Annotated in this window: 17 protein-coding genes, 1 tRNA gene and 1 other RNA gene; 9 read left to right on the plus strand and 10 right to left on the minus strand. The window is 40.7% G+C overall.

Features of this window, described 5'->3' with window-relative positions; genetic code table 11:
- Nucleotides 1–175: 175 nt before the first annotated feature.
- Nucleotides 176–2,500: an outer membrane beta-barrel family protein gene (locus HXN26_RS04180; protein WP_273158935.1), complete on the minus strand. Its 2,325-nt coding sequence runs from the start codon at nucleotides 2,498–2,500 to the stop codon at nucleotides 176–178.
- Nucleotides 2,501–2,773: 273 nt separating this feature from the next.
- Between HXN26_RS04180 and rnpB the strand changes: the two genes are divergently transcribed.
- The 5 genes from rnpB to HXN26_RS04205 all read left to right on the plus strand — a co-directional run bounded on the left by rnpB (nucleotide 2,774) and on the right by HXN26_RS04205 (nucleotide 4,530).
- An RNA gene (gene rnpB / locus HXN26_RS04185) (RNase P RNA component class A) lies at nucleotides 2,774–3,156 on the plus strand.
- A 126-nt stretch (nucleotides 3,157–3,282) separates the two neighbouring features.
- On the plus strand, nucleotides 3,283–3,705 hold the full coding sequence (locus HXN26_RS04190; protein WP_273158936.1) for a hypothetical protein: 423 nt from the start codon (nucleotides 3,283–3,285) through the stop codon (nucleotides 3,703–3,705).
- Nucleotides 3,706–3,757: 52 nt separating this feature from the next.
- Nucleotides 3,758–4,165 (plus strand): YkvA family protein, encoded by a 408-nt coding sequence (locus HXN26_RS04195; protein WP_273158938.1) that lies wholly within the window; start codon nucleotides 3,758–3,760, stop codon nucleotides 4,163–4,165.
- A gap of 18 nt (nucleotides 4,166–4,183) precedes the next feature.
- Entirely contained in the window at nucleotides 4,184–4,375 is a 192-nt protein-coding gene (locus HXN26_RS04200; RefSeq protein ID WP_273158940.1) for a FeoB-associated Cys-rich membrane protein, read from the plus strand.
- 84 nt (nucleotides 4,376–4,459) lie between these two features.
- Nucleotides 4,460–4,530 (plus strand) — tRNA-Cys (locus tag HXN26_RS04205).
- A gap of 607 nt (nucleotides 4,531–5,137) precedes the next feature.
- On the opposite strand, the gene HXN26_RS04210 is transcribed toward HXN26_RS04205, so the two are convergent.
- The 9 genes from HXN26_RS04210 to galE form a co-directional block, all read right to left on the minus strand.
- Complete coding sequence (locus HXN26_RS04210) at nucleotides 5,138–5,296, minus strand: hypothetical protein (RefSeq protein ID WP_234397464.1); 159 nt, start codon at nucleotides 5,294–5,296, stop codon at nucleotides 5,138–5,140.
- Nucleotides 5,297–5,310: 14 nt separating this feature from the next.
- Nucleotides 5,311–6,891 (minus strand): hypothetical protein, encoded by a 1,581-nt coding sequence (locus HXN26_RS04215; protein ID WP_273158943.1) that lies wholly within the window; start codon nucleotides 6,889–6,891, stop codon nucleotides 5,311–5,313.
- Between the two features lie 388 nt (nucleotides 6,892–7,279).
- The gene (locus tag HXN26_RS04220) at nucleotides 7,280–8,965 is read right to left on the minus strand and encodes a right-handed parallel beta-helix repeat-containing protein (protein WP_273158944.1); all 1,686 of its coding nucleotides are present in this window, start codon (nucleotides 8,963–8,965) and stop codon (nucleotides 7,280–7,282) included.
- A gap of 64 nt (nucleotides 8,966–9,029) precedes the next feature.
- Nucleotides 9,030–10,022 carry a lysylphosphatidylglycerol synthase transmembrane domain-containing protein gene (locus HXN26_RS04225; RefSeq protein WP_273158946.1) on the minus strand — a complete coding sequence of 331 codons (993 nt, stop codon included), beginning with the start codon at nucleotides 10,020–10,022 and terminating at the stop codon, nucleotides 9,030–9,032.
- Nucleotides 10,023–10,123: 101 nt separating this feature from the next.
- Nucleotides 10,124–11,215: a PdxA family dehydrogenase gene (locus tag HXN26_RS04230; protein WP_273158948.1), complete on the minus strand. Its 1,092-nt coding sequence runs from the start codon at nucleotides 11,213–11,215 to the stop codon at nucleotides 10,124–10,126.
- A gap of 40 nt (nucleotides 11,216–11,255) precedes the next feature.
- On the minus strand, nucleotides 11,256–12,167 hold the full coding sequence (locus HXN26_RS04235; RefSeq protein ID WP_273158950.1) for a DUF4837 family protein: 912 nt from the start codon (nucleotides 12,165–12,167) through the stop codon (nucleotides 11,256–11,258).
- The gene (gene rlmN, locus HXN26_RS04240; RefSeq protein WP_273158952.1) at nucleotides 12,154–13,194 is read right to left on the minus strand and encodes a dual-specificity RNA methyltransferase RlmN; all 1,041 of its coding nucleotides are present in this window, start codon (nucleotides 13,192–13,194) and stop codon (nucleotides 12,154–12,156) included. Before rlmN ends, HXN26_RS04235 begins: the two co-directional genes overlap by 14 nt.
- A 128-nt stretch (nucleotides 13,195–13,322) precedes the next feature.
- Nucleotides 13,323–13,832, minus strand: coding sequence for a hypothetical protein (locus tag HXN26_RS04245; RefSeq protein WP_273158954.1), 510 nt, complete (start codon nucleotides 13,830–13,832; stop codon nucleotides 13,323–13,325).
- Between the two features lie 621 nt (nucleotides 13,833–14,453).
- Nucleotides 14,454–15,491 carry a UDP-glucose 4-epimerase GalE gene (gene galE / locus HXN26_RS04250; RefSeq protein WP_273158956.1) on the minus strand — a complete coding sequence of 346 codons (1,038 nt, stop codon included), beginning with the start codon at nucleotides 15,489–15,491 and terminating at the stop codon, nucleotides 14,454–14,456.
- 228 nt (nucleotides 15,492–15,719) lie between these two features.
- Here galE and HXN26_RS04255 point away from each other — a divergent pair, with 228 nt between their 5' ends.
- From HXN26_RS04255 to nudC, 4 genes are read left to right on the plus strand one after another with little or no spacing between them, the layout of a single operon-like run.
- Nucleotides 15,720–16,148: a hypothetical protein gene (locus HXN26_RS04255; protein ID WP_273158958.1), complete on the plus strand. Its 429-nt coding sequence runs from the start codon at nucleotides 15,720–15,722 to the stop codon at nucleotides 16,146–16,148.
- A gap of 18 nt (nucleotides 16,149–16,166) precedes the next feature.
- On the plus strand, nucleotides 16,167–17,423 hold the full coding sequence (locus tag HXN26_RS04260; RefSeq protein ID WP_273158960.1) for a type IX secretion system plug protein: 1,257 nt from the start codon (nucleotides 16,167–16,169) through the stop codon (nucleotides 17,421–17,423).
- Nucleotides 17,424–17,476: 53 nt separating this feature from the next.
- Nucleotides 17,477–19,234: a bifunctional metallophosphatase/5'-nucleotidase gene (locus tag HXN26_RS04265; RefSeq protein WP_273158962.1), complete on the plus strand. Its 1,758-nt coding sequence runs from the start codon at nucleotides 17,477–17,479 to the stop codon at nucleotides 19,232–19,234.
- A gap of 36 nt (nucleotides 19,235–19,270) precedes the next feature.
- Nucleotides 19,271–20,053 (plus strand): NAD(+) diphosphatase, encoded by a 783-nt coding sequence (gene nudC / locus HXN26_RS04270; protein ID WP_273158964.1) that lies wholly within the window; start codon nucleotides 19,271–19,273, stop codon nucleotides 20,051–20,053.
- Nucleotides 20,054–20,073: the final 20 nt, after the last annotated feature.

Here is a 20,073-nt window from a genome sequence, read left to right on the forward strand (position 1 = left end):
ATTCTCTTATAGGACAATTTTAATTCTCTTATAGGACAATTTTAATTCTCTTATAAGACAATTTTGATAGCTTTCTAAGCACTGATTACCAATGAATTATAAAAGTATATTTTCAGTCCTGAAAAACGAAGAAAATGGGGCGTTGAAAACCTATTTTCTGCGCACTTGCCGTGGATTAGAAACGCTTACGTTCGCTCTGTCCGGCTCCTGTACCTTTGTATTTGCTACGTGCTGTGTTGAATTTGTAGCGCAAAGTAACGTAGGCTTGACGGCTATCGTACCCTTCGTTTACGCTTGTTTTAAGGTTATTCGTGTAAAGTATGACGTGATTAGCAGTGCGGTTGAAGAGGTCGTCTACGCCTACAGTAACGGAAAGGCGGTCGTTCAGGAACGCTTTTCGTACTGAGAAGTTGAATGTGCAGGTGGTTCTGGTAAGCTCAGTGTTCTCTGTTATACCACTTGAATTGACTTGCAGGAAGGCTTCGGCAGTCCAATCGTGCTTAAACTCAAACGAATTGTCCCACTGTATTCCCCACACAGGCTTACTTAAATCTAACTTGCTGCCCAAACGCTCTATGTCGAACCATTGCTTTTGGCAGAACAATGTGAGTTGTGGAGACCATACTCCGATTGTCGGTGCTGCGGTAAGGCTCAGTGTTAAGGCAGGAAACCTTTTGAAATTGCGGTAACGCAAGTTGGTTATATTCTCATCAGTGCTTTCTTGTTCGTTCCAATACATAATTTTGTTGTGTGTCTGTGTGTAGTTGGCAACAAAGGTTAGCCAGTTCCAACTGCTCACAAGAGTAATGTTGTGTAGTGTTTCTGGCTTCAGTGTAGGGTTACCACTCTGACGCGTAAAGCGGTTCATATACTCTACGTTTGTACCCAATTGCCTATAAGAGGGGCGCGATGTCTTTGCCGAATAAGAGAGTTGCAAGCCTACTTCCTTTATCTTTGTTGCGAAAGTGAGCGACGGAAACCATTGGCTGTAGGTACGGCTGTGTGCCGGACTATACACTCCTTGTTCGTAATAATCAGAATTTACGTGCTCGTAGCGCAATCCTGCCATAAGCTGACCAATGGGTGTGGGGTGGCTATATTCGAAGAAGAAAGCGTTATTGCGCTCCTTAATGGTTGATGCTGTGCTGGGAACCACGTTTTCTTGATTAACATAATTTTGTTCGTGATTAGTGAAAGTATTCTCGTTTCCAACCGACAGGCTGCCGCCAAACAATGGGTGAGAGAGCACCAGCTTGGTTGCAAAGAACTTGTTTGTGTGTATTCCTGCCGATGTTACAGTGCGATTGGCGTTGGTGGCACTTTGCTCTGTGGTTATGCGGTATTCAGTTTCTCTACCATAATAGTAGTCTGTATTGAAATCTATATCTATCTTTCCTACCTTTCCAACGTAGTAAGCCGAGAGACTTTTATTAGGAATGGCAGTAGAGTTAGCACTAATTTGCGACTCTATATGGTCGTAAAGCGCATTGTTTTTAAGTATATCGGTAGAGAAATCACCATGTCCATTGTTTGCACCAACAAGCAAATTGGTGAAGAAACGCACACCAACAGAGTGGTTGGCATTGAACTCGTAGGCTGCCGAAAGCGTATAATTGTTGTTTGTATTACAACTATGGCTATCGCTTGTCCACTTGTTGGTCCACAAATTGGCGGTCTGCACCTCGTTGGTAGTGGTTTGTTTGCTTAGACTATTGTTAATATTGTAAGCCGAACCAGCCGTCAGCTCCAAACCATTGCGGCGATAATACATATTGAGCTGATTGTTAGTGTCCCAGTTTTCCCAATAATAAGCCGACGTACGTACATCGAAACCAAAGCCGTCGCCCACCTTACGCACCGTGTGAATGCGGATAACGGCACTCACCGTCGCATCGTAGCGAGCTCCCGGATTGGTTACTACCTCAATGTCCTTAATGTCCGACGAGTTAAGACGCTCTATTTCGGTAGGGTCGGTTATCTTTCTGTTGTTTATATAGATAACTGCTGCTCCTCTACCTATAACAGAATAACTTCCTTCTTTGCCTTTCAACAGTGGAATACGCTTAAGAACATCGTTGCCCGAACCAGCTTTAGCTAACGACGAACCAATGATAGTTGTAACAAGAGCATCGTTTCGTATAGCCATCTTTGGGCGACTGGCTGTAACTGTTACTCCCTCTATTGCTTTTGTATCTGATTCTTCTTTCAACTGCAAAGTATCAGCAATAAGAGGCAACAATACATTACGTTGCTCGTAACCAATGCCCGATACACGCAAAAACACCTGCATATCGGTAGATAAAGAAAGTTGGAATGCTCCCTCCTTATCCGTTACTATACCCGTAACAAGCGAGGAATCGCGCACAGAAAGTGCGATAACGTTGGCATATTCAATAGGCAAACGCTGTTCGTCGGTTACCCAACCACGAATGGTTTGTTGTGCTTTTGCTGTTGTAGAGAGCAGTGTCAAGACTGCAATAATAGGATACAATTTTTTCATTCGTACTAAAGTTTTATTGTTTAGATATTCGTTCGTCTTGCTTCAACACCTTATTGCCCTTGTTAAAAGGGTTTGTGGTTCTTATTTGCAAAGGTAAGAAAAGAACAATTATTTATAAAAAAAAACGAATAAACTTTTTGTTTTACTGCATTTTTTACCCTTTTATGTATTAAAACAACATTCTATAGGTATGCCAAAAGGGTACCTATTAACAAAAAATGTAATATCAAAGCTTTGCAATTCGGCATATTTACGCTAACTTTGCATACTAAGGCAGTACTCCGGCACTGTCGCTGGTGTTGTATAACACGAGAGGAAAGTCCGGGCAGCAAAGAGTATCCTGCTTCCGAAAATGAAAGCTATTGGCAACAGTAGATGTAGGTAGAAGAAAACAACCGCCTTGGAAACGAGGTAAGGGTGAGAAGGTAGTGTAAGAGACTACCGGCACGGTGGTGACAGCGTGGCCGTACCGTTCAGGAGCTGCAAGTTCATGTAAACCGTTGTTTGAGGGTTACTCGCCCGAGCCATATAAGGCACAACGGAGGGTAGAACGCTAAAACGCATGGGGCGACCCTGTGGTTAGATAAATGACAGGCATCCTTATTTGCCGAAAGACAATAAGGAAACGAGACCCGGCTTATAGGAGTGCTGCTTTACACATACTCGCTGCCTCCCCCTTTGTGGGGAGGGAGTTGAGCTATGAAAAAGGGAGATTGACTGCTTTAACAACTACCGAGCAGTATCTCATAAAAAACAAATTACCGAACCATTCTTTATATCTTATGGAAGAATTTCAAGACTACAGATACATATTAGACGATTTTCAGCATCAAGTTGAGAACAAGATTAGAAATCATAAGGACGAACCTGGCTTTCCAAAAATGGAAGGAAAGTTAAACCAACAGGAGTTAGACGACTATCTTTTCGACCACCAAGCTGCACTCGATACAGCAGGAACAGAGCGTACGCAATATACTATTGCAGGCGTACTGATAACGTTGCCCATTATAATATTGTCAGGATTCTCTGAAGAATCGCTGCCTGTAAAAGGCTATCAAGTGCCGCTTATGGGTGTTGCTATCGGTTTAGTACTTTACTTTATCTATCGTGTTGTTATGAAAACTATTGTAAATAACAAGGTGAAACGCGCAAAAAAAGACCACCCCGAAGCCTGTAAATACGTGGAAAAGGTGATGAATTTCTAACTTTTTGGCACACTATGTGCTTGGTATATATTCGTAACAATAAAGGAAATATATGAAAATACCAGATTTAAGCAAATACAAAGAGAAGTTCACAAAGAATGACTTTATCGAGAAAATACAGCGTATAGCCAAGCGAGCTGGTGCAAAACTCGTTTATGCGGCGTTGATTCTCTATTACTCTATCGATAGCGATAAGGTGTCATTTAAGGAGAAAGCCATCATCATAGGGGCGCTTGGGTATCTGATAACACCGCTTGACATCATGCCAGATGCTATTCCGCTCGCAGGATTGAGCGACGACCTCGGTGTACTTATATATGTGTTGCGAAAAGTTTGGGACTATGTAGACGATGAAGCGAAACAAAAGGCGAAAGACAAACTGTCGCAATGGTTCGATAAAGACGAAATGAAGGCAACTGAAAACCTATTTGTTGACAGAATAGAAGACGAGCCTGTATAATAAAAGAAAGGAGAACTCATGGAACAATATATCATCGTTGGCATTGTTTTAGCATTAGCTGTAGCCTATGTTATCCGTATGCTTATAAGAACGATTAAGGTTTCAAGGAACGCTTGCGGAGGCTGTAAAGGCTGTGCAATACGCGAACAAATGACACGAAAAAACAACTTTAGCGCTCAAAAGAAAGTAAATTCTTGTTGCAATAGTTGATAAAAAATTTGGTCAAACAAATATTTCTTATTACTTTTGCACCGCAATTAGGGGGATTGCCTTAGTTGTTCAATGAAACAAAATGGTGCCTGGGCCGGTCGGTTAGGTAACGGTCTGCAAAACCGTGTAGAGCAGTTCGATTCTGCTAGGCACCTCAAAGTCCGAAGGAAATATACCTTCGGGCTTTTTTTATTGCCCACTGATAAGATACCAAATAGCAAGGGTAAAAGGATAATTGGAATAGATTTCACCCTTACAACATATACACATAGATATAGAAAACATCAAGGTGATAGCATAAGAATATGGCTCTTATTTTGTAAATAAAATAGTAAGTAAAAATGATAATAGCGCTTTCGTATCGCAATAGTGCCTGTTTTGCAACGCAAAACAGGCACTATTGCGTTGTAAAACAGGCTCTTTTATTATGCAAAATAGGCACTATTGCAACGCTTTGGTATTCAGTTGATTACGCAAGAAAATGCTTTATGTAAAATCTTTACACTTTTGTTGCATTGTTTTTGTCCAAAATATAGCTTGAAGCCATGATTCTTTTACTATTCTAACAAGTGAATTTTTGTGGTTGTTTATAGTAGAATCTTAATTCAGTTTTGCCAAAATTGCTGGACAAGAAAAGTAGTTCTGAACTATATTACAACCAATAAATCAACAAAAACTGCGCACCGACTGAATGTGGATGCGCAGCTGATATACTCTGATTAGTATAGACTTCTGTGTACAAAGAGCACATTTTGCCCTTTATTAGTTCATATCGTCTACCTCTTCATCTTCTTCTTCATCATCTGTTTCTCCGCCGACTGGAACTTTAGACTGGCCTGCGAATCCTCTTTCAAGATAGTCACCGCTTAATTGTAATGTAACCACTTCGCAAGTGGGCATTGCATATTCTTTCTTTTTCATGTTGTTTTCCCTCCTTACTTGATAATTACTTTTTTTCCATTTACGATATAAATACCTCTGCCAGGGCGTTCTACACGGCGACCTTGCAAATCGTAGTAGACTGCATTAGCATCTGTAACAATAGCTTCTGATGTAACTTCGTTGATACCATTAACCATTCCATCTTCTTCCATATCGTATCCGTCTAACTTAGCACCAGATGTTTTAGCATCTACCAACAAGAATGCTTTGTTGCCCTTAATGGTTGTACCGCTATAACGATAGAAACCGATTGGGTTGCGAACAGTGGTCTTTGGGTTGATGTTAAATACACGAACAGTCTTTCCACCCGTCTCTATAGTTGCCTTAGCCTCGTCGAAGAACACACCTTTAAGAATATTATTAGTAGGAGCTGCATCTGTATTTGCTATAGGTAACAAACGATTTGAGAAACTTTGAGTAGTCTCACATTCAAGCACAATTGGTGTTCCAGCAGGGATAATGTCGCCTTGTGATGCTATCTTAGTACATTGTGCATAACCCTTTTCAGAGCCTGTTGTACCAATAGATTCTACTATGTAGGCATTCATATTGTCTACAATCTGCATTGGAAAGTCGGTATAAAGGGAAGTAAAATACTTACCATTCTTGCCCTTCATCTTGCTAACAGGAGCAACACCAAAGTAGTCTGCAGCGTTATCCTTAACAGGTTCGATAATCCATTTAGCTGCTTCGCCAACATCTGCAAGCTCAGGACCATACTCAGAAGTAGCATTATTATTACAAAAATTGAACTTTGCTTCACCTTCACGGTATTTGTTTATATTGCGACCATTCTCTGTTATGCGATCAAGAGCGCCTTCCATTAAGTAGTAAGTATGGCCGTGATTCACGCGACCAGCATCTACATAGCTCTTTACTAAGATAGCTAAATCGCTGGTAACACCAAAGCGATTGGCGATAGCTTGGACTGCATACTGTTCTACTGCTTTCCAAACTGCATCGGCATTACCATTCTTTAAGCCTGCAAGAAGTTCTGGATAGCCAGCAAGAGCATTGTCGATTTGGGTGCCCGCAATCCAACTATAAGTTTTATAGAAATCTACAATAGGTTGCATAGATGGTACGGTTGCAAACATATAATAGGCCTCAAGCCCACCTGTAGTAGCCGTTTTCTCTAAGTGCATGTCTAAGTCCCACTTTGCAAGAATCTGGGTTTCCCATGCGGTTTTTGCTATGTTAGCTGCAAAACCATTACCCAGTTTATCTTGTATTTTCTGGTTTATGTTTTCTTTCACAAGCTTAAGTCCTTGCAATAAGTAGCCATTAACAACATCAACACCTTGCGAGCGTAAGGTAGTTATAGTGTATCTACTTTTCGCATTGTCCCATTTTGCTTCTAACTGAATAACGCTTCCAGGTTGCGTTTTTACAGCATCAACAGTCTGATTGGGTTGTGCTTGATACTTGCCAGTTACTTGTACATACAGCTTTCCATCGGGTCGTGTGTGTGCGTTTTTAATACGGAAAAAGCCAGAAATAGGCTCTGTTGCATGCATTCCGATTGCTAATAAGAGCAATAAAAATGAATGAATCAAACGTAATTTTTTCATCATCTTGTAGTGTTTAATATTATATTATAATTTAAAATCATTATCAAGTTATTTAGTTCGCGCATAAAACTAAGAATTGTAATGCGCGTTCTCAAAGTATCAGACCCACATTCAAAGCTTTAATACAGATGTATTGACAAGCTAAAAAGAATGTGTTGTTGTCTTTTTAATGGTCGCAAAGATAGATAGAAATATGTATATGAATTCATCTCTTATCTAAAAAACTGTTATAGATAATACTTTTTAGTAGCCTTTTAATAAAAGAAACAGAAGTCTTAAAAGTTGTTGTTATTCATCGTTTTGACCATTAAAAAAGCTGCGCACCAATATTTCTATCGATGCGCAGCCTATATATAATAAGGTGTAAACCCTTTTAATGTTTTCAGAAAGTCTACTTAACGACTATCTTCTTTGTAATTACAGTCTTGTTGTTGTCTGTTATTTTTACGATGTAAATACCAGAAACAGATGGGAAAATAGTGCCAAGATATTGTCCGCTGATAGAGTAATAGCCATAATTAAGTACTTCTTTACCAGGTACAATGGGTGCAATAGCAGTTGTAGTATTGAACTCAGATGCACCAATATCAATGCTCTTGCCCATTATTCGGTCGTTGCCATAAATGTCTTTAGCGTAATCGTCTACATCGATAGCTACACCCTTATCAATATATTCGCTGCCTGTTTGCAGCTCCCAGCTGGCAAAAAGAATGTCTTTTGTCTCTTTTTCATCGGTCGTACTGCCCTCAAATGCAGTTGGAGCCTCAAAGTTTGATTTACTCACATCAGTACCGCTGATGGTATTTATCACATCTTTCTCAATGTTGCTGTTAGCAGAGAAGTCGATATTAGCACTTGTTGTAGCTTTTCTCGACGTGTTATTTTGAACGGTACAGTTTATTATTTTGCCACCATCGGCGAAGATTCCGCCTCCATGAAACGACGTACAGTTATACACAACAGCCCCTATGAATGTGCCTTTATTATAGACTCCACCACCAGCACCGCCTTTATCATCGCCAAGTAAAGTATAATCGGCAAAGCAGTTGCCCACAGTATTATTGATGGCAGTGCCCATATTGTAGATTCCACCGCCAAGAAGTGCACGGCAATTAAATACTTCGTTGTCTCTTAGAGTGCCTGATGTTGAATAGATAGCACCTCCTTCACGGGCATAGCAATTATCAAATTCGCAATCAATAACCTTACCTTTAACATTGTAAACAGCACCTCCTGCATCTAAAGAAACGCAGTCTAAGAAGTAACAATTGTTTATTTCGGTGTTCTCTGCATATACTGCCCCGCCTTGTGCTTGGGTGTTTGGAGAGTGTCCATAAGTACGCTTAAAGAAACAATTGGCAATTTTTGCATTGCCTTTACCTATCAAATAGATGGCTGCACCATTGGCATCTTTGTTTCCTTCAGCTGTAAAGTAGCAAGAGTTTTCTATGAATTGGCAAGTTGTAATGGTTACATCGCCCACTGCATAGATAGCTCCACCCGAACATTGGACGTTATATACCATTGCATTTGCACCCTTTAAGGTAAATCCGTCGATAGTTATTGGAACTGTTAATTCCTCCTTTTTAAATAATATATGGTTAGCATTATTCTCTGTTCCTGGTATGATATTGTTTTCAACCTTCCATCCATACACAAACGGAGTTTCTGAATTAGCTTCTCTTACCCATTCGTCAGCCACATCATCATCGGCACTTAATATTGTCTCATTTACATAATTGTAGGCTTCACCATCTTCTATTTTTGCACGTTCTTCCTTCTTCGACTCTGTACCAGCAAAACCACCATAGAGCGAAACACCATCTTTTAATGGGAAATGGCGTGAGTTTTTTTTCGAAGATTTAATGAGTTGGGTAGGCTTATAGGTGCCTGCTGCAATCCAAATCTCATCTCCCGAAGTTGCTTTTGCCAAGGCATCGTCTATGCTTCCCATAGCATTTGCCCATGAAGAACCATCGCCTGTTCCTTTCGTAGTAACGTGATATACTTTCGCTTGTAGCGGTGTCGCAGCAAGAAGTAGACTAAGTCCTGCTGCAAAAAAATAAAAATGTTTCATGTTTCAATATGTTTTGGTCAATAAAATATCAGAAAAGGTGTTGTCGTTTTCAGCTCAATTGCCTTTACTTACCTTTAGAAACCTTGATAAGTAATAGGCCAATGGCTGTCCAAATAAGTTCACGAAGTCGCACAATAAGGGCTACAAAGATACCTGCATTAGACGTAAGTCCTAAGCCAGATACCGACATTAAGAAGCCACCTTCGCGTCCGCCAAGTTGCAACGGCATAAAAAACAACATGTTGGCAAATAGCGTCGTGAATGAAATAATGAGGATACAATTCAGATAATTCACGTTTGGGAACAAGACAAGCAATATGAAGAACACTTCAAGAGCACTGCAAACGCGACACATGAGTTCGATAAACACCACCGAAAAAAATGTTTTCGGGTCCTGATTATGTAACGCTGCTATTTGCTTATCTATGTTTTCAAGTTGCTCTTGGTTCTCTTCCACATACCGTCGTGCCCATTTCTTAACGAAAGGGATATGCCGTAACAGGTTCATAACGCGAACAGCGAGTCCTTTTCGATAGCCAGAGAGGAAGAACCAGATAGCTGTTAGGCAGAAAAATGCACACACTGAGAGCATTATTGCCATGAAAACACTGACGTGCTGCGTAAGAATGAAGAGCGGAATAGATAACAACCAGAACCAAAAATGACTGAAGATGTGTGTCATAACGAATAAAAGCACCGAGGATGTAGCACGTTCCACACCGATACGGGGTGTTAATTCCATGATACGATAGGGCTCTCCACCCATCAATCCGCCTGGTGTGGCATAGTTCAAAGCAAATCCTGACACGCTAAGTTTATAGAGATACCAGAACGGAACCATGCGTTTGTCGTCGCCTTTGGTCTGACTTTTGATGATGATATACCAAGACGAAGTATTAAAAATATAGAGAAAGGCCCACAATATCACCACTGCGAAGAACCAATAGCCTGCATGTTGCAGCCCATTCCATACTTCGGCAAAGTCTAATTGGGTTACCATTATCACCAAAACAACAATACCGAAGAGGAAAAAACCATTCTGATGTTTCTTTTTCATAGGCTTCTTTTCTTACATGGGAATAGAAATTACAACAACTCTACAATACACAGAGAAGCTTTGAATATCTGAATCACCAAGCAGTCATCTATTTTTATCTATTATTCTTCCTTTCTTTTGGGTACAGCAAAGCGCACTTTTTCACTATCATCACGACGCTCTTTGTATAGTTTTGGCAATGGATTACCCATTGGCTCATCGTATTCCATGCGATGACGGAAGATGTCTATAGCAAGGAAAATGGCATGACGCATAGGCATAGCATCGGCTATTCCTTTGCCTGCAATATTGAAACTGTCAGTTATTTCGGGTGCAGTGCGAACCAATGGCAGTCCTGCAAGATAGTTTACGCCCCCTTCTACTGTGAGCGAACGGAAAGGAGTAAGTCCTTGTTCATAGTACATTGCAAGCACACCATCGAACTGTTCCCAATCGTTACTACCGAAAAATTTATCCGCTGCGTATGGTCCAAAAGCCTGAATTCCCTCTTTTTCGAGTGCAGCAATAGCAGGTTCAATCACCTCTTGTTCCTCTGAACCAAGCAAACCATTATCGCCTGCCTTCGGATTAAGGGCTAAAAGGGCGATACGTGGATTGGAAATGCGGAAGTCGCGACGTATGCTTTGGTACAGCAAACGGCCATCTTCGGTAAGTCCTTCAATAGAAATAGACTCTGCCACTTGCTTTAACGGCAGGTTACGGGTAGCCAAAGCAATACGCAATCTTTCGCTAACAAGCATAGAAAGAGTAGCTTCTTCGGCAGGTAAATGGTCTTCTATGTAACGACTTTGCCCACTGAAATGGAAGTGTTCGCTATTTTCTATCGGTGCAGTTACCAGTATATCGAAGCCGCCAGCACGGTAATCAGCCAACGCTCGGTCTATTGCAAGCAAGCCAGCGTTGCCCGATTCTTCAGTTGGAACGCCGATTTCCACCTTTATTTCCTCGTCGAATACAGGAATAAAGTTTATCCTATTGTCTTGAACTTCGCTTATATCGTTGATGATTGTAAAGGTTGCTTCAATCTCTAAGGCATTGCGATGATAGGTAGCAACCTTTGGAGAGCCATATATTATAGGCGTACATAGCTCCAGCATTGTTGGTTCTTCAAAGGCTTTAAATATCAGTTCGTATCCTATTCCGTTCGTATCGCCATGCGTAATGGCTACTCGGACTTTTCTATTGTTGCTCATAACTAATTCTGTATATTATGTATCTCTATTTAATTCTTACTTATTTTCTTGTATAAAGGGCAGCTTCCAATCGGCGCATAAGGTTCCGTTTTTTGTTTTCGGGCGCATAAACAAAAGCTTCTGTCACTACTATACGCTTACCTTTCGGCCTCCAATATGCTACGAAAGCACCTCCCATGGCATCGTTTCTCATCTCCCAAAGTCCTCGTATCGTTACGGATTTGCCCTGTCCGTGTGATATTGAAGCAATGGAAGCGGTTTGCATATACATTCCTTGTTGCTCTCCCGGCATGTTTTTTCGCATCACGCTGTCGCGCTGTTGGGCGAAATCGCCTTTGCTAATGCTATATATACAAATATTAGCCATACCCGATGCCGCATTGTTAGAAAGCCATAGGAAGTCTTTCCCAGTTTTACTTGCTGTTAATTCAGCAGGCACTTGCATGTCAATTCCAAACATTTTCTGTATCAAACCTTCCGCTTTTACATTCGGTTGTGTTGCTAAATCACCTTGAGAGCGGTGCAATTCTACTTTCGTAAGATAGTTACGCAAAGTATGTCCCTGCTTTTTCATAAAAGCTTTTAGCCTCGTTAGCGATGGAGTAGTGATGGTTATGATAACCTGTGGCTGTGCATACACGTTCTGTTTGGTGCTTATGTTCACTCCTTTTTCGTGTTGGTCTATTTTCAAAACAACTAAATTGCGCACCATTTTGCTATCGCCCTGCAATTCATTGTGTGCAATTTCCACTACATCGAACGCTGGTTCTGATTGCGGAAGTCCCACTATCGGTGTCGAAAACACATCGTATAGAAGACTATCGCTATCTCCCGCCACTACAACTTCGTAGGCTCCACCATAGCTTGCAGGGCGGAATATGTTGTTTTTGCACCCCGTTAGCAATAGTATTGCTACGAGTACAGCGAACGAAAATAGTTTACGCACGTTCATCAGCAATCTTCTTTGCTGTAGAAAGTAAGCCGCAAGCTGCAAAAATATCCTGCCCGCGACTGGCACGTATAGTTGTGAATACGCCGTGTTGGGTAAGGTAATTGCGAAACTCCTCCATCTTTTTGTCGTCTACTCCATGCAGTGGAACGTTGGGAATGGTATGGAAACGAATTAGGTTTATTCTGCAATCCAATCCTTTAAGCAACTGTATAATTTCCTTTGCGTGGCGTTCTGAATCGTTCACACCTTTGAAAACGATATACTCAAACGATAGACGGCGCTGGTGAGAGAAGTCGTAATTGCGTAGCAACTCTACGATATCGGCAATCGACATGCCGCGTTCTCCGGGCATTATCTCTGCTCTCTCGTTAGGAATAGGCGAGTGCATGCTTATCGCAACGTGGCAGTCGCTCTCTTCAAGAAACCGTTTCAGCTTGGTCTTCACACCGATTGAACTCACCGTAATGCGCTTTGGCGACCATGCATAGCCATAATCAGCAGTCATTATCTGTGTAGTTCGTAATACGTTGTTGTAGTTATCCATTGGCTCGCCTTGCCCCATGAACACGATATTGGTTAGCTTTTCGCGTTCAGGAAGCGAGTAAATCTGGTTCAATATATCGGTTGCTGTAAGGTTTCCCTCAAATCCTTGCTTGCCAGTTTGGCAAAAAAGACAATTCATTTTGCAGCCAACTTGTGACGAAACGCAAAGAGTTGCACGGTCGTCGTCGGGAATATACACCGACTCAACAAACTTTCCGTCGTCCGTTGGAAACAAATACTTGATGGTTCCGTCTTTTGAATACTGTGCGTCGATATGTTTTTTGCAACCTATAGTATAAGCCGCTTTCAGCTTTTCGCGATTGGCTTTCGACAAATTAGTCATATCGTCAATCGACGTTACATGCTGTGTATAGAGCCACTTTGCCATCTGTCCGCCTGTAAAAGCAGGCATACCAAGTTCCTTTGCAACCGTTTTCAGTTCCAAAAGGTTCATTCCCATGAGTGGTTTCTTTGCGACTTCCATATCTTGTTCTCTATATATAATGGTGCAAAGATAACGAAAAAATAAGGAATAACCACGTTTTTCTGTCGAATAATAGACGAATTACCGACAAGAAAACGTGGTTATTCCTTAGCGAAAGCAATGTTTTTCTAAATCGAAGGCTTCGAAGTGCCGCGCTTGAAAATCATAGAATGGTTGCCCGTACCGAAATATTTCAATACCAATTTGCTTTGGTTTACATATTCTAAACAGTGAAGTTGCACTACACTGTGTCCTTTACCGTCTTCCTCAGATGTAGAAAGATACATCTCGCCATACTCTTCTTTCCAGCCTAAGCCCCACTCTCCTTTGCTTATGGAGTCTTCTTCTATTTCCCAATCACCATAAATTACTTCATCTCCCTTTTTAATACGCTTGCGAGTAAGAAATTTTTCATAGGTTTCTAACTTACCTTTTTCCATAAAATTGTAGGCTATGTAGCGATATCTGGTGTCGCTTTGTTCTTCATAATACCATTGTCCAAGCAATCTCTCATAGAAGAGTCGATGGACAGACATAGTCTTTTCTCCCTCTGGGGTAAGCTCTGGTTCTCTGTGGCACGACATCAACGACATTGCCATAGCGCAGCAAGCCATAAATAAAAATACTACTTTCTTCATCGTTTAATTTCTTTTTATTATTTTTATATAGTTTATAACGAAGATAAAAAGACTTTATTATATGGTTTGAATTATAAATAAATGCAAACTTTAAGTGTAGCGGAAGAACATCGTTTTATCTACTTTTTTCTTATCAAAATAAGGGTACAATAATGTAAAAATAATGTAAAGATTATTTCAAAGTATCAGTCTTGTGTAACTTGTTTGTTATCAATACGTTACAATACCCATTGTTTTGCGTTGTAAAAGCGTCTGTTTTACAACGCAATAGTGCCTGTTTTGCATCGCAAAACAGGCACTATTACAAAGTCAAAGCGTTACTATTGTTTTCTTATGATAATATATTTACAAAATGGGAGTAATTCTATGATTCAATCATACCCCAAGTATGGACATCTAATTTGTTATATTCCTTACACCCGATTCGTTGTTTCTTTATAGTTAGAAACGTGTCGAATTGTCCCTTTACATATACTATCAATTGGTTGAAGAATTGTTTTTTATACATGTAGGATAGGCGATAGGAAATCAATTCCACCAATAAGTAGCGACTTTTTAATGCTTATGCTGAAGCGGTAATGCGTCATCAGCAAGTCATTAAAAGAGTTTTAAGGCCATCAATTACATGATACCGTCTTCACGAAGTTTCTGTTGCCACTTCCAAGCAGAGGCAAGTACGTCCTCTAAAGGCGTATCGGCTTTCCATCCCATCACCGTGTTGGCTTTGGTACAGTCGCCCCAAATCTTTTCAATATCGCCTTCACGACGTGGTCCGAACTTCCAGTTCACCTTCACGCCAGTAGCCTTTTCAAAGGTAGTAACAATCTCAAGAGTAGAGTTTCCGCTACCAGTACCAATGTTAAAGTATTCTATCTTATCGGTATCCTTATCCAATACACGTGTCATAGCGGCTACATGAGCCTTCGCAAGGTCCACTACATAGATGTAATCGCGTATGCATGTGCCATCTTCTGTATTATAATCGTTGCCGAAAATAGTCAGTTGCTCACGTATTCCCATAGCAGTTTGCGTAACGAAAGGAATAAGATTGTTGGGCACACCATTAGGTAATTCACCAATATGAGCCGTTGGATGCGCACCAATTGGGTTGAAATAACGAAGTACAATGCTCTTAATGGCAGCACCACTGTGTATGTAATCGTAAATAATTTGTTCGTTTATCTCTTTCGTATTGCCGTATGGCGATGTTGCTTTTTGGTGTGGGGCATCTTCCGTAACAGGTAGATTCTCTTGGTTAGGCTGGCCATATACGGTGCATGAACTTGAGAAAATAATGCCCTTTACATTGTATTTTGGCATCATTTCCAATAAGTTGATGAGCGAAACAACATTGTTACGATAGTACATCAATGGTTTTTCAACACTTTCGCCCACAGCCTTTGAAGCAGCAAAATGAATGATACCTTCTATATTTGGATATTTTTGGAATACACGTTCGGTAGCCTCTTTGTCTTCAAGGTCAACCTTTTCGAAAGCTGGACGTATACCTGTTATCTTCTCAATACCATCGAGTACTTCTATCTTAGAGTTTGAAAGATTGTCTACTATTACTACTTCGTACCCAGCTTCTTGTAGTTCTACCGTTGTATGTGAACCGATAAAACCAGTTCCACCTGTAACTAAAATCGTTTGTTTCATATTGTTTCTAAATATATTGCAAGTAACTTGTTGTTATTTCTCACATTGTAAGAGCGAGAGTTTTTTTCTATTTTTATGTTTGCAAAGATACTGATAAATCGGCACGTAAGACCTTAAAAGTGGCATAATTTATTAAAAAAGGTGTGTTTGTACCACTATAAATAAAAAGTTTTACTAACTTTGCCATAGTTTAAATAGCATTCAATAGTTCTTTAAAGGTTTTATATTATGGAACAGACCAAGCAACAAATAGAACGCTTTCTAAGGAAGATTGCGCAGAAATTCCCCACAACAGAGGCCCCAACAACGATGACAGACATCCATTTAAGAGTGTCTCAATTTACCGGAGACCTAATGGCTTTCAACGACGAAGGGGAAGAAATAACACGTTGTGTTGTTGAGGAATGGATTGAAAACAACGACGACGAATTCAATAAAAAGGTTACTGCGCTACTCCGTGCAGAAACATTGGCCTTGAAAGACATTGTAGACGACTTCGGAATAATGAAGCCTTACAGCTTGGTTTTAGAAGATGAAGAAGGAGAAAACATTGCCGAAGTATATGTAGCAGACGATGATACGATTATCGCTGGAGACGATTTGCTGCCTGGTTTGGAGGAAGATCTCGACGAGTTCTTGAAGAAACTATTACCTTGAAGAATAGGAAATATGCTTATGAGAAAGGGCAGAAAAACTGTCTTACTGCTATTGTCGTTGTTGTTTTCAATAAGTATTGCAGCGCAACGCCACGAAATATTGAGCGAGAATATACGTTCGTTGCAGGTCGTAGCGAACAAAGATTGGCTCAATATGCCTGTTATGGAATTAGAAAATGGCATGTTGGACATCGATTTTGATGACCTTACACATGCGTATCATCGCTATACCTATAAGCTGGAACACTGCGAAGCCGACTGGAATAAATCTACTTCACTATTCGAAAGCGATTATGTAGACGGCTTTGCAAGTGGAAATACGATAGACGACGTAGAACAATCGTTGCTTACAAATACCATTTATACACACTATCACCTTAGTATTCCAAACGATAAATGCCGTCCAAAACTTTCTGGTAATTATCTGCTTACAATCTACGATGAAGACAACAACGAGGTGATAAGAGCATGTTTCATGGTAAAAGAACCTCTAATGCGATCAATGGGCGTAGGATTGAATATTATAACCAATACCGATGCTACCATAAACACAGCACATCAGCAGGTGGAAATGGAACTAAAGTACAATAGTTACAACGTAACGAACCCGCAAACACAGCTAAAGACCGTGTTGTTACAGAACAAACGATGGGACAATGCACGATGGAATGTAAAGCCACAATACGTTATGAGCGATGGATTGCGGTGGAGTCACAACGTAAACTACATCTTTTGGGCGGGCAACGAATACAGAAAGTTCGAGATTTTGTCTACTGATGTAGCCTCAACGGGTATCGAACGCATTAGATGGGACGGCAAAAACTTTCACGCTTACCCCTATATTGCATTGCCAAGGCCTAACTATCTGTACGATGAAGACGCAAACGGAGCGTTCTTAATACGTAATTCAGATAACAATAATGTCAATACTGAAAGCGATTACATGCTGGTTCATTTCCAATTAAGTTGTCCACAGCTTAGCAAAGGCGATGTTTATGTAAACGCTGATTGGACTTATGACAGGTTTTTACCGCAATATAAATTAGCTTACGATAATGAATCGAAAAGCTATCAGGCTGTTATTCCACTGAAATTGGGCTATTACAGCTATCAATACGTAGTGTTGAACGAAAACGGAAAGACTGAAATTATGCCAACGGAAGGTAGCTACTATCAAACCGAAAACTCATACCAAACGCTGGTTTACTATCGTGAGCCAGGCGGAAGAACCGATAAGTTGGTGGGATATACATCGGTTAAGTTTAAAATAAGATAGGCTGGAGCAACTGATGCAGACTCTTCCGCTGCACGATTTAACAATCAATATATATGAAAAGACTTTTATTTGCATTTATGGCATTAGCATTAAGCAGTCTGGGAGCAATGGCTCAGAATAAAGATATAACTATAAAATTGGTAGAAACATCGGACGTTCATGGTTCGTTTTTCCCCTACGACTTCATCACGCGTAAGCCAAAAGCAGGGTCAATGGCAAGGGTTGCTACCTTTATAAAGGATTTACGACAGAAGCAAGGCGCAGAAAATGTGTATCTTTTGGATAACGGCGACATTCTGCAAGGGCAACCCATAAGTTATTACTACAACTATATTCAGACGCAGAAGGAAAACATTGCTGCCAGCGTATTAAACTTTATGAAGTACGATGCAAGTAGTGTTGGAAACCACGATATAGAGACTGGGCATGCTGTTTACGATAAATGGATACGCGAACTGAATTGTCCTGTAGTAGGAGCAAATATCATTGACACAGAGAAACAAAAGTCGTACGTGTTGCCTTACACTATTATTAAAAAGAAAAACGGTGTGAAGGTGGCAGTTGTAGGCATGCTTACACCTGCTATCCCTAACTGGTTGGAAGAGAATTTGTGGAGAGGTCTGCACTTCGAAGATATTGTTTCATCGGCAAAAAAGACAGTTGCTGCATTGCAGGCGAATGAGAACCCAGATGTTATCGTAGGACTTTTCCACTCTGGTTGGGACGGTGGCATTACGACTCCGAATTATGTTGAGGACGCTTCAAAGAAGGTTGCTGAAGAGGTAGACGGTTTTGATGTAGTGTTTTTCGGCCACGACCACAAACCACGCAATATTATTGTAAACAATAAAAATGGCAAAGAGGTGTTGTGTCTCGACCCTGCTAACAACGCACAAAAGGTAGCTGTGGCAACCATAACCTTATCGTCTGCAAAGAAAAATGCCAAAAATAGCAAACGATTTAATGTAATTAAGAAGTCGGGAGAGTTAGTAAATGTAAGAGATTTGACCATTGATGAGCCGTTTATGGCACATTTTGAGAACGAAATAAACGAAGTAAAGAGTTGGGCAAATACCGAAATCGGACGCTTTGAAAACACTATCAGCACGAAAGACTGCTTCTTTGGCAACTCAGCTTTCAACGATTTAATTCTTAATTTAGAGCTTCAAATCACGAAAGCAGATATTGCTTTCAATGCTCCTCTGGGCTTTAACTCAAGTATAAAAGCAGGTCCTATCACTGTAGGAGATATGTTTAGTCTTTATAAATACGAGAATCAACTTTACGTTATGAAGCTAACTGGCAAGGAAATCAAAGACTATTTGGAGATGAGTTATAACCTTTGGGCGAACACAATGAAGTCGGCTGACGACCATTTGCTATTGCTTTCGGAAGATACAAGGGACGATTCGCAACGCTTAGGCTTTAAAAACTTCTCGTTTAACTTCGATTCTGCTGCGGGAATAGACTATGAAGTAGACGTAACAAAGCCATATGGGCAGAAGGTAAACATACTAAAAATGAGCAACGGGCAGCCTTTTGACGAAACAAAATACTATAAGGTGGCTGTTAATAGTTATCGTGGTAATGGTGGAGGAGAGCTCCTTACAAAAGGTGCAGGCATTCCACAAGATCAACTAAAGAACCGTATTATATGGCGAAGCGACCTTGATCAACGCCATTATCTTATGGAAGAGATAAAGAAAGCAGGTACTTTGAATCCACAACCCAACAGCAACTGGAAATTCGTACCTACCGAATGGACTGAGAAAGCTGCCGCTCGCGACCGCAAAATACTATTTGGCGAATAAGCTAAAGCATTAGAAAAAGGAGAAAAGAATACCAAAATGAAGTGCTATTGGTTTGTATTTTGCAAGACCGACCTTGTGTTGGAAAAGACTGCAGCCGGCTATACAATACCACTATCAGAGGATTGTCCTGTTCCCTTGAAAGCATGGTCACAGGTATTAGAGATAGATTCGATGCCCGACGGAACAAGTGTAAAGGCGGTAAATATAGATGTGCCAATGACCGATAACCCCACTCTTGAAGTGTGTGGATTGCGCAACAGCTATTACAAACTATCGCAAACGCTTTATCAGAAAGCTGGAAAATGCTATGAATTGCTTTATTGGAACCAGAATACACAGTTCTGTGGCGTGTGCGGAGCACCGATGAAACTGCACATAACAATATCTAAACGCTGCACCAACTGCGGCAAAGAAGTTTGGCCACAGGTAGCAACAGCCGTCATTGTACTGATACATCGTGGCGAAGAAGTGCTATTGGTTCGAGCCAACAGCTTTAAAGATAACCACTACGGCTTGGTTGCTGGCTTCGTAGAGACTGGCGAAAGCTTTGAAGAAGCAGTGCATAGAGAAGTTGAAGAGGAAACTGGAATAAAGATAAACAATCTCCGTTACTTCGGTTCACAGCCGTGGCCGTATCCTTGCGGTATTATGGTGGGTTACAAAGCCGACTATGTTGAAGGCAAAATACACCTGCAAAGGAGTGAACTATCTAATGGAAGCTGGTTTAAGAAGGACAATCTGCCCAATCTTCCAGAGAAGTTATCAATTGCAAGAATGCTGATAGATGATTGGCTTGAAACTACAAAAGACAACAAATAATAATCAAAATACAAATTAAA

Origin of the sequence: Prevotella aurantiaca, assembly GCF_015262605.1 — a bacterium.
GTDB lineage: Bacteria > Bacteroidota > Bacteroidia > Bacteroidales > Bacteroidaceae > Prevotella > Prevotella aurantiaca.

What these genes read in the sequence shown, in the direction of transcription:
- HXN26_RS04245 (WP_273158954.1), bottom strand. Translation starts at nt 13,832, where the DNA reads ATGAAGAAAGTAGTATTTTTATTTATGGCTTGCTGCGCTATGGCAATG.
- HXN26_RS04225 (WP_273158946.1), bottom strand. Translation starts at nt 10,022, where the DNA reads ATGAAAAAGAAACATCAGAATGGTTTTTTCCTCTTCGGTATTGTTGTT.
- HXN26_RS04215 (WP_273158943.1), bottom strand. Translation starts at nt 6,891, where the DNA reads ATGATGAAAAAATTACGTTTGATTCATTCATTTTTATTGCTCTTATTA.
- HXN26_RS04265 (WP_273158962.1), top strand. Translation starts at nt 17,477, where the DNA reads ATGAAAAGACTTTTATTTGCATTTATGGCATTAGCATTAAGCAGTCTG.
- rlmN (WP_273158952.1), bottom strand. Translation starts at nt 13,194, where the DNA reads ATGGAAGTCGCAAAGAAACCACTCATGGGAATGAACCTTTTGGAACTG.
- HXN26_RS04190 (WP_273158936.1), top strand. Translation starts at nt 3,283, where the DNA reads ATGGAAGAATTTCAAGACTACAGATACATATTAGACGATTTTCAGCAT.
- HXN26_RS04210 (WP_234397464.1), bottom strand. Translation starts at nt 5,296, where the DNA reads ATGAAAAAGAAAGAATATGCAATGCCCACTTGCGAAGTGGTTACATTA.
- HXN26_RS04220 (WP_273158944.1), bottom strand. Translation starts at nt 8,965, where the DNA reads ATGAAACATTTTTATTTTTTTGCAGCAGGACTTAGTCTACTTCTTGCT.
- HXN26_RS04260 (WP_273158960.1), top strand. Translation starts at nt 16,167, where the DNA reads ATGAGAAAGGGCAGAAAAACTGTCTTACTGCTATTGTCGTTGTTGTTT.
- HXN26_RS04180 (WP_273158935.1), bottom strand. Translation starts at nt 2,500, where the DNA reads ATGAAAAAATTGTATCCTATTATTGCAGTCTTGACACTGCTCTCTACA.
- HXN26_RS04200 (WP_273158940.1), top strand. Translation starts at nt 4,184, where the DNA reads ATGGAACAATATATCATCGTTGGCATTGTTTTAGCATTAGCTGTAGCC.
- HXN26_RS04230 (WP_273158948.1), bottom strand. Translation starts at nt 11,215, where the DNA reads ATGAGCAACAATAGAAAAGTCCGAGTAGCCATTACGCATGGCGATACG.
- HXN26_RS04195 (WP_273158938.1), top strand. Translation starts at nt 3,758, where the DNA reads ATGAAAATACCAGATTTAAGCAAATACAAAGAGAAGTTCACAAAGAAT.
- HXN26_RS04235 (WP_273158950.1), bottom strand. Translation starts at nt 12,167, where the DNA reads ATGAACGTGCGTAAACTATTTTCGTTCGCTGTACTCGTAGCAATACTA.
- HXN26_RS04255 (WP_273158958.1), top strand. Translation starts at nt 15,720, where the DNA reads ATGGAACAGACCAAGCAACAAATAGAACGCTTTCTAAGGAAGATTGCG.
- galE (WP_273158956.1), bottom strand. Translation starts at nt 15,491, where the DNA reads ATGAAACAAACGATTTTAGTTACAGGTGGAACTGGTTTTATCGGTTCA.
- nudC (WP_273158964.1), top strand. Translation starts at nt 19,271, where the DNA reads ATGAAGTGCTATTGGTTTGTATTTTGCAAGACCGACCTTGTGTTGGAA.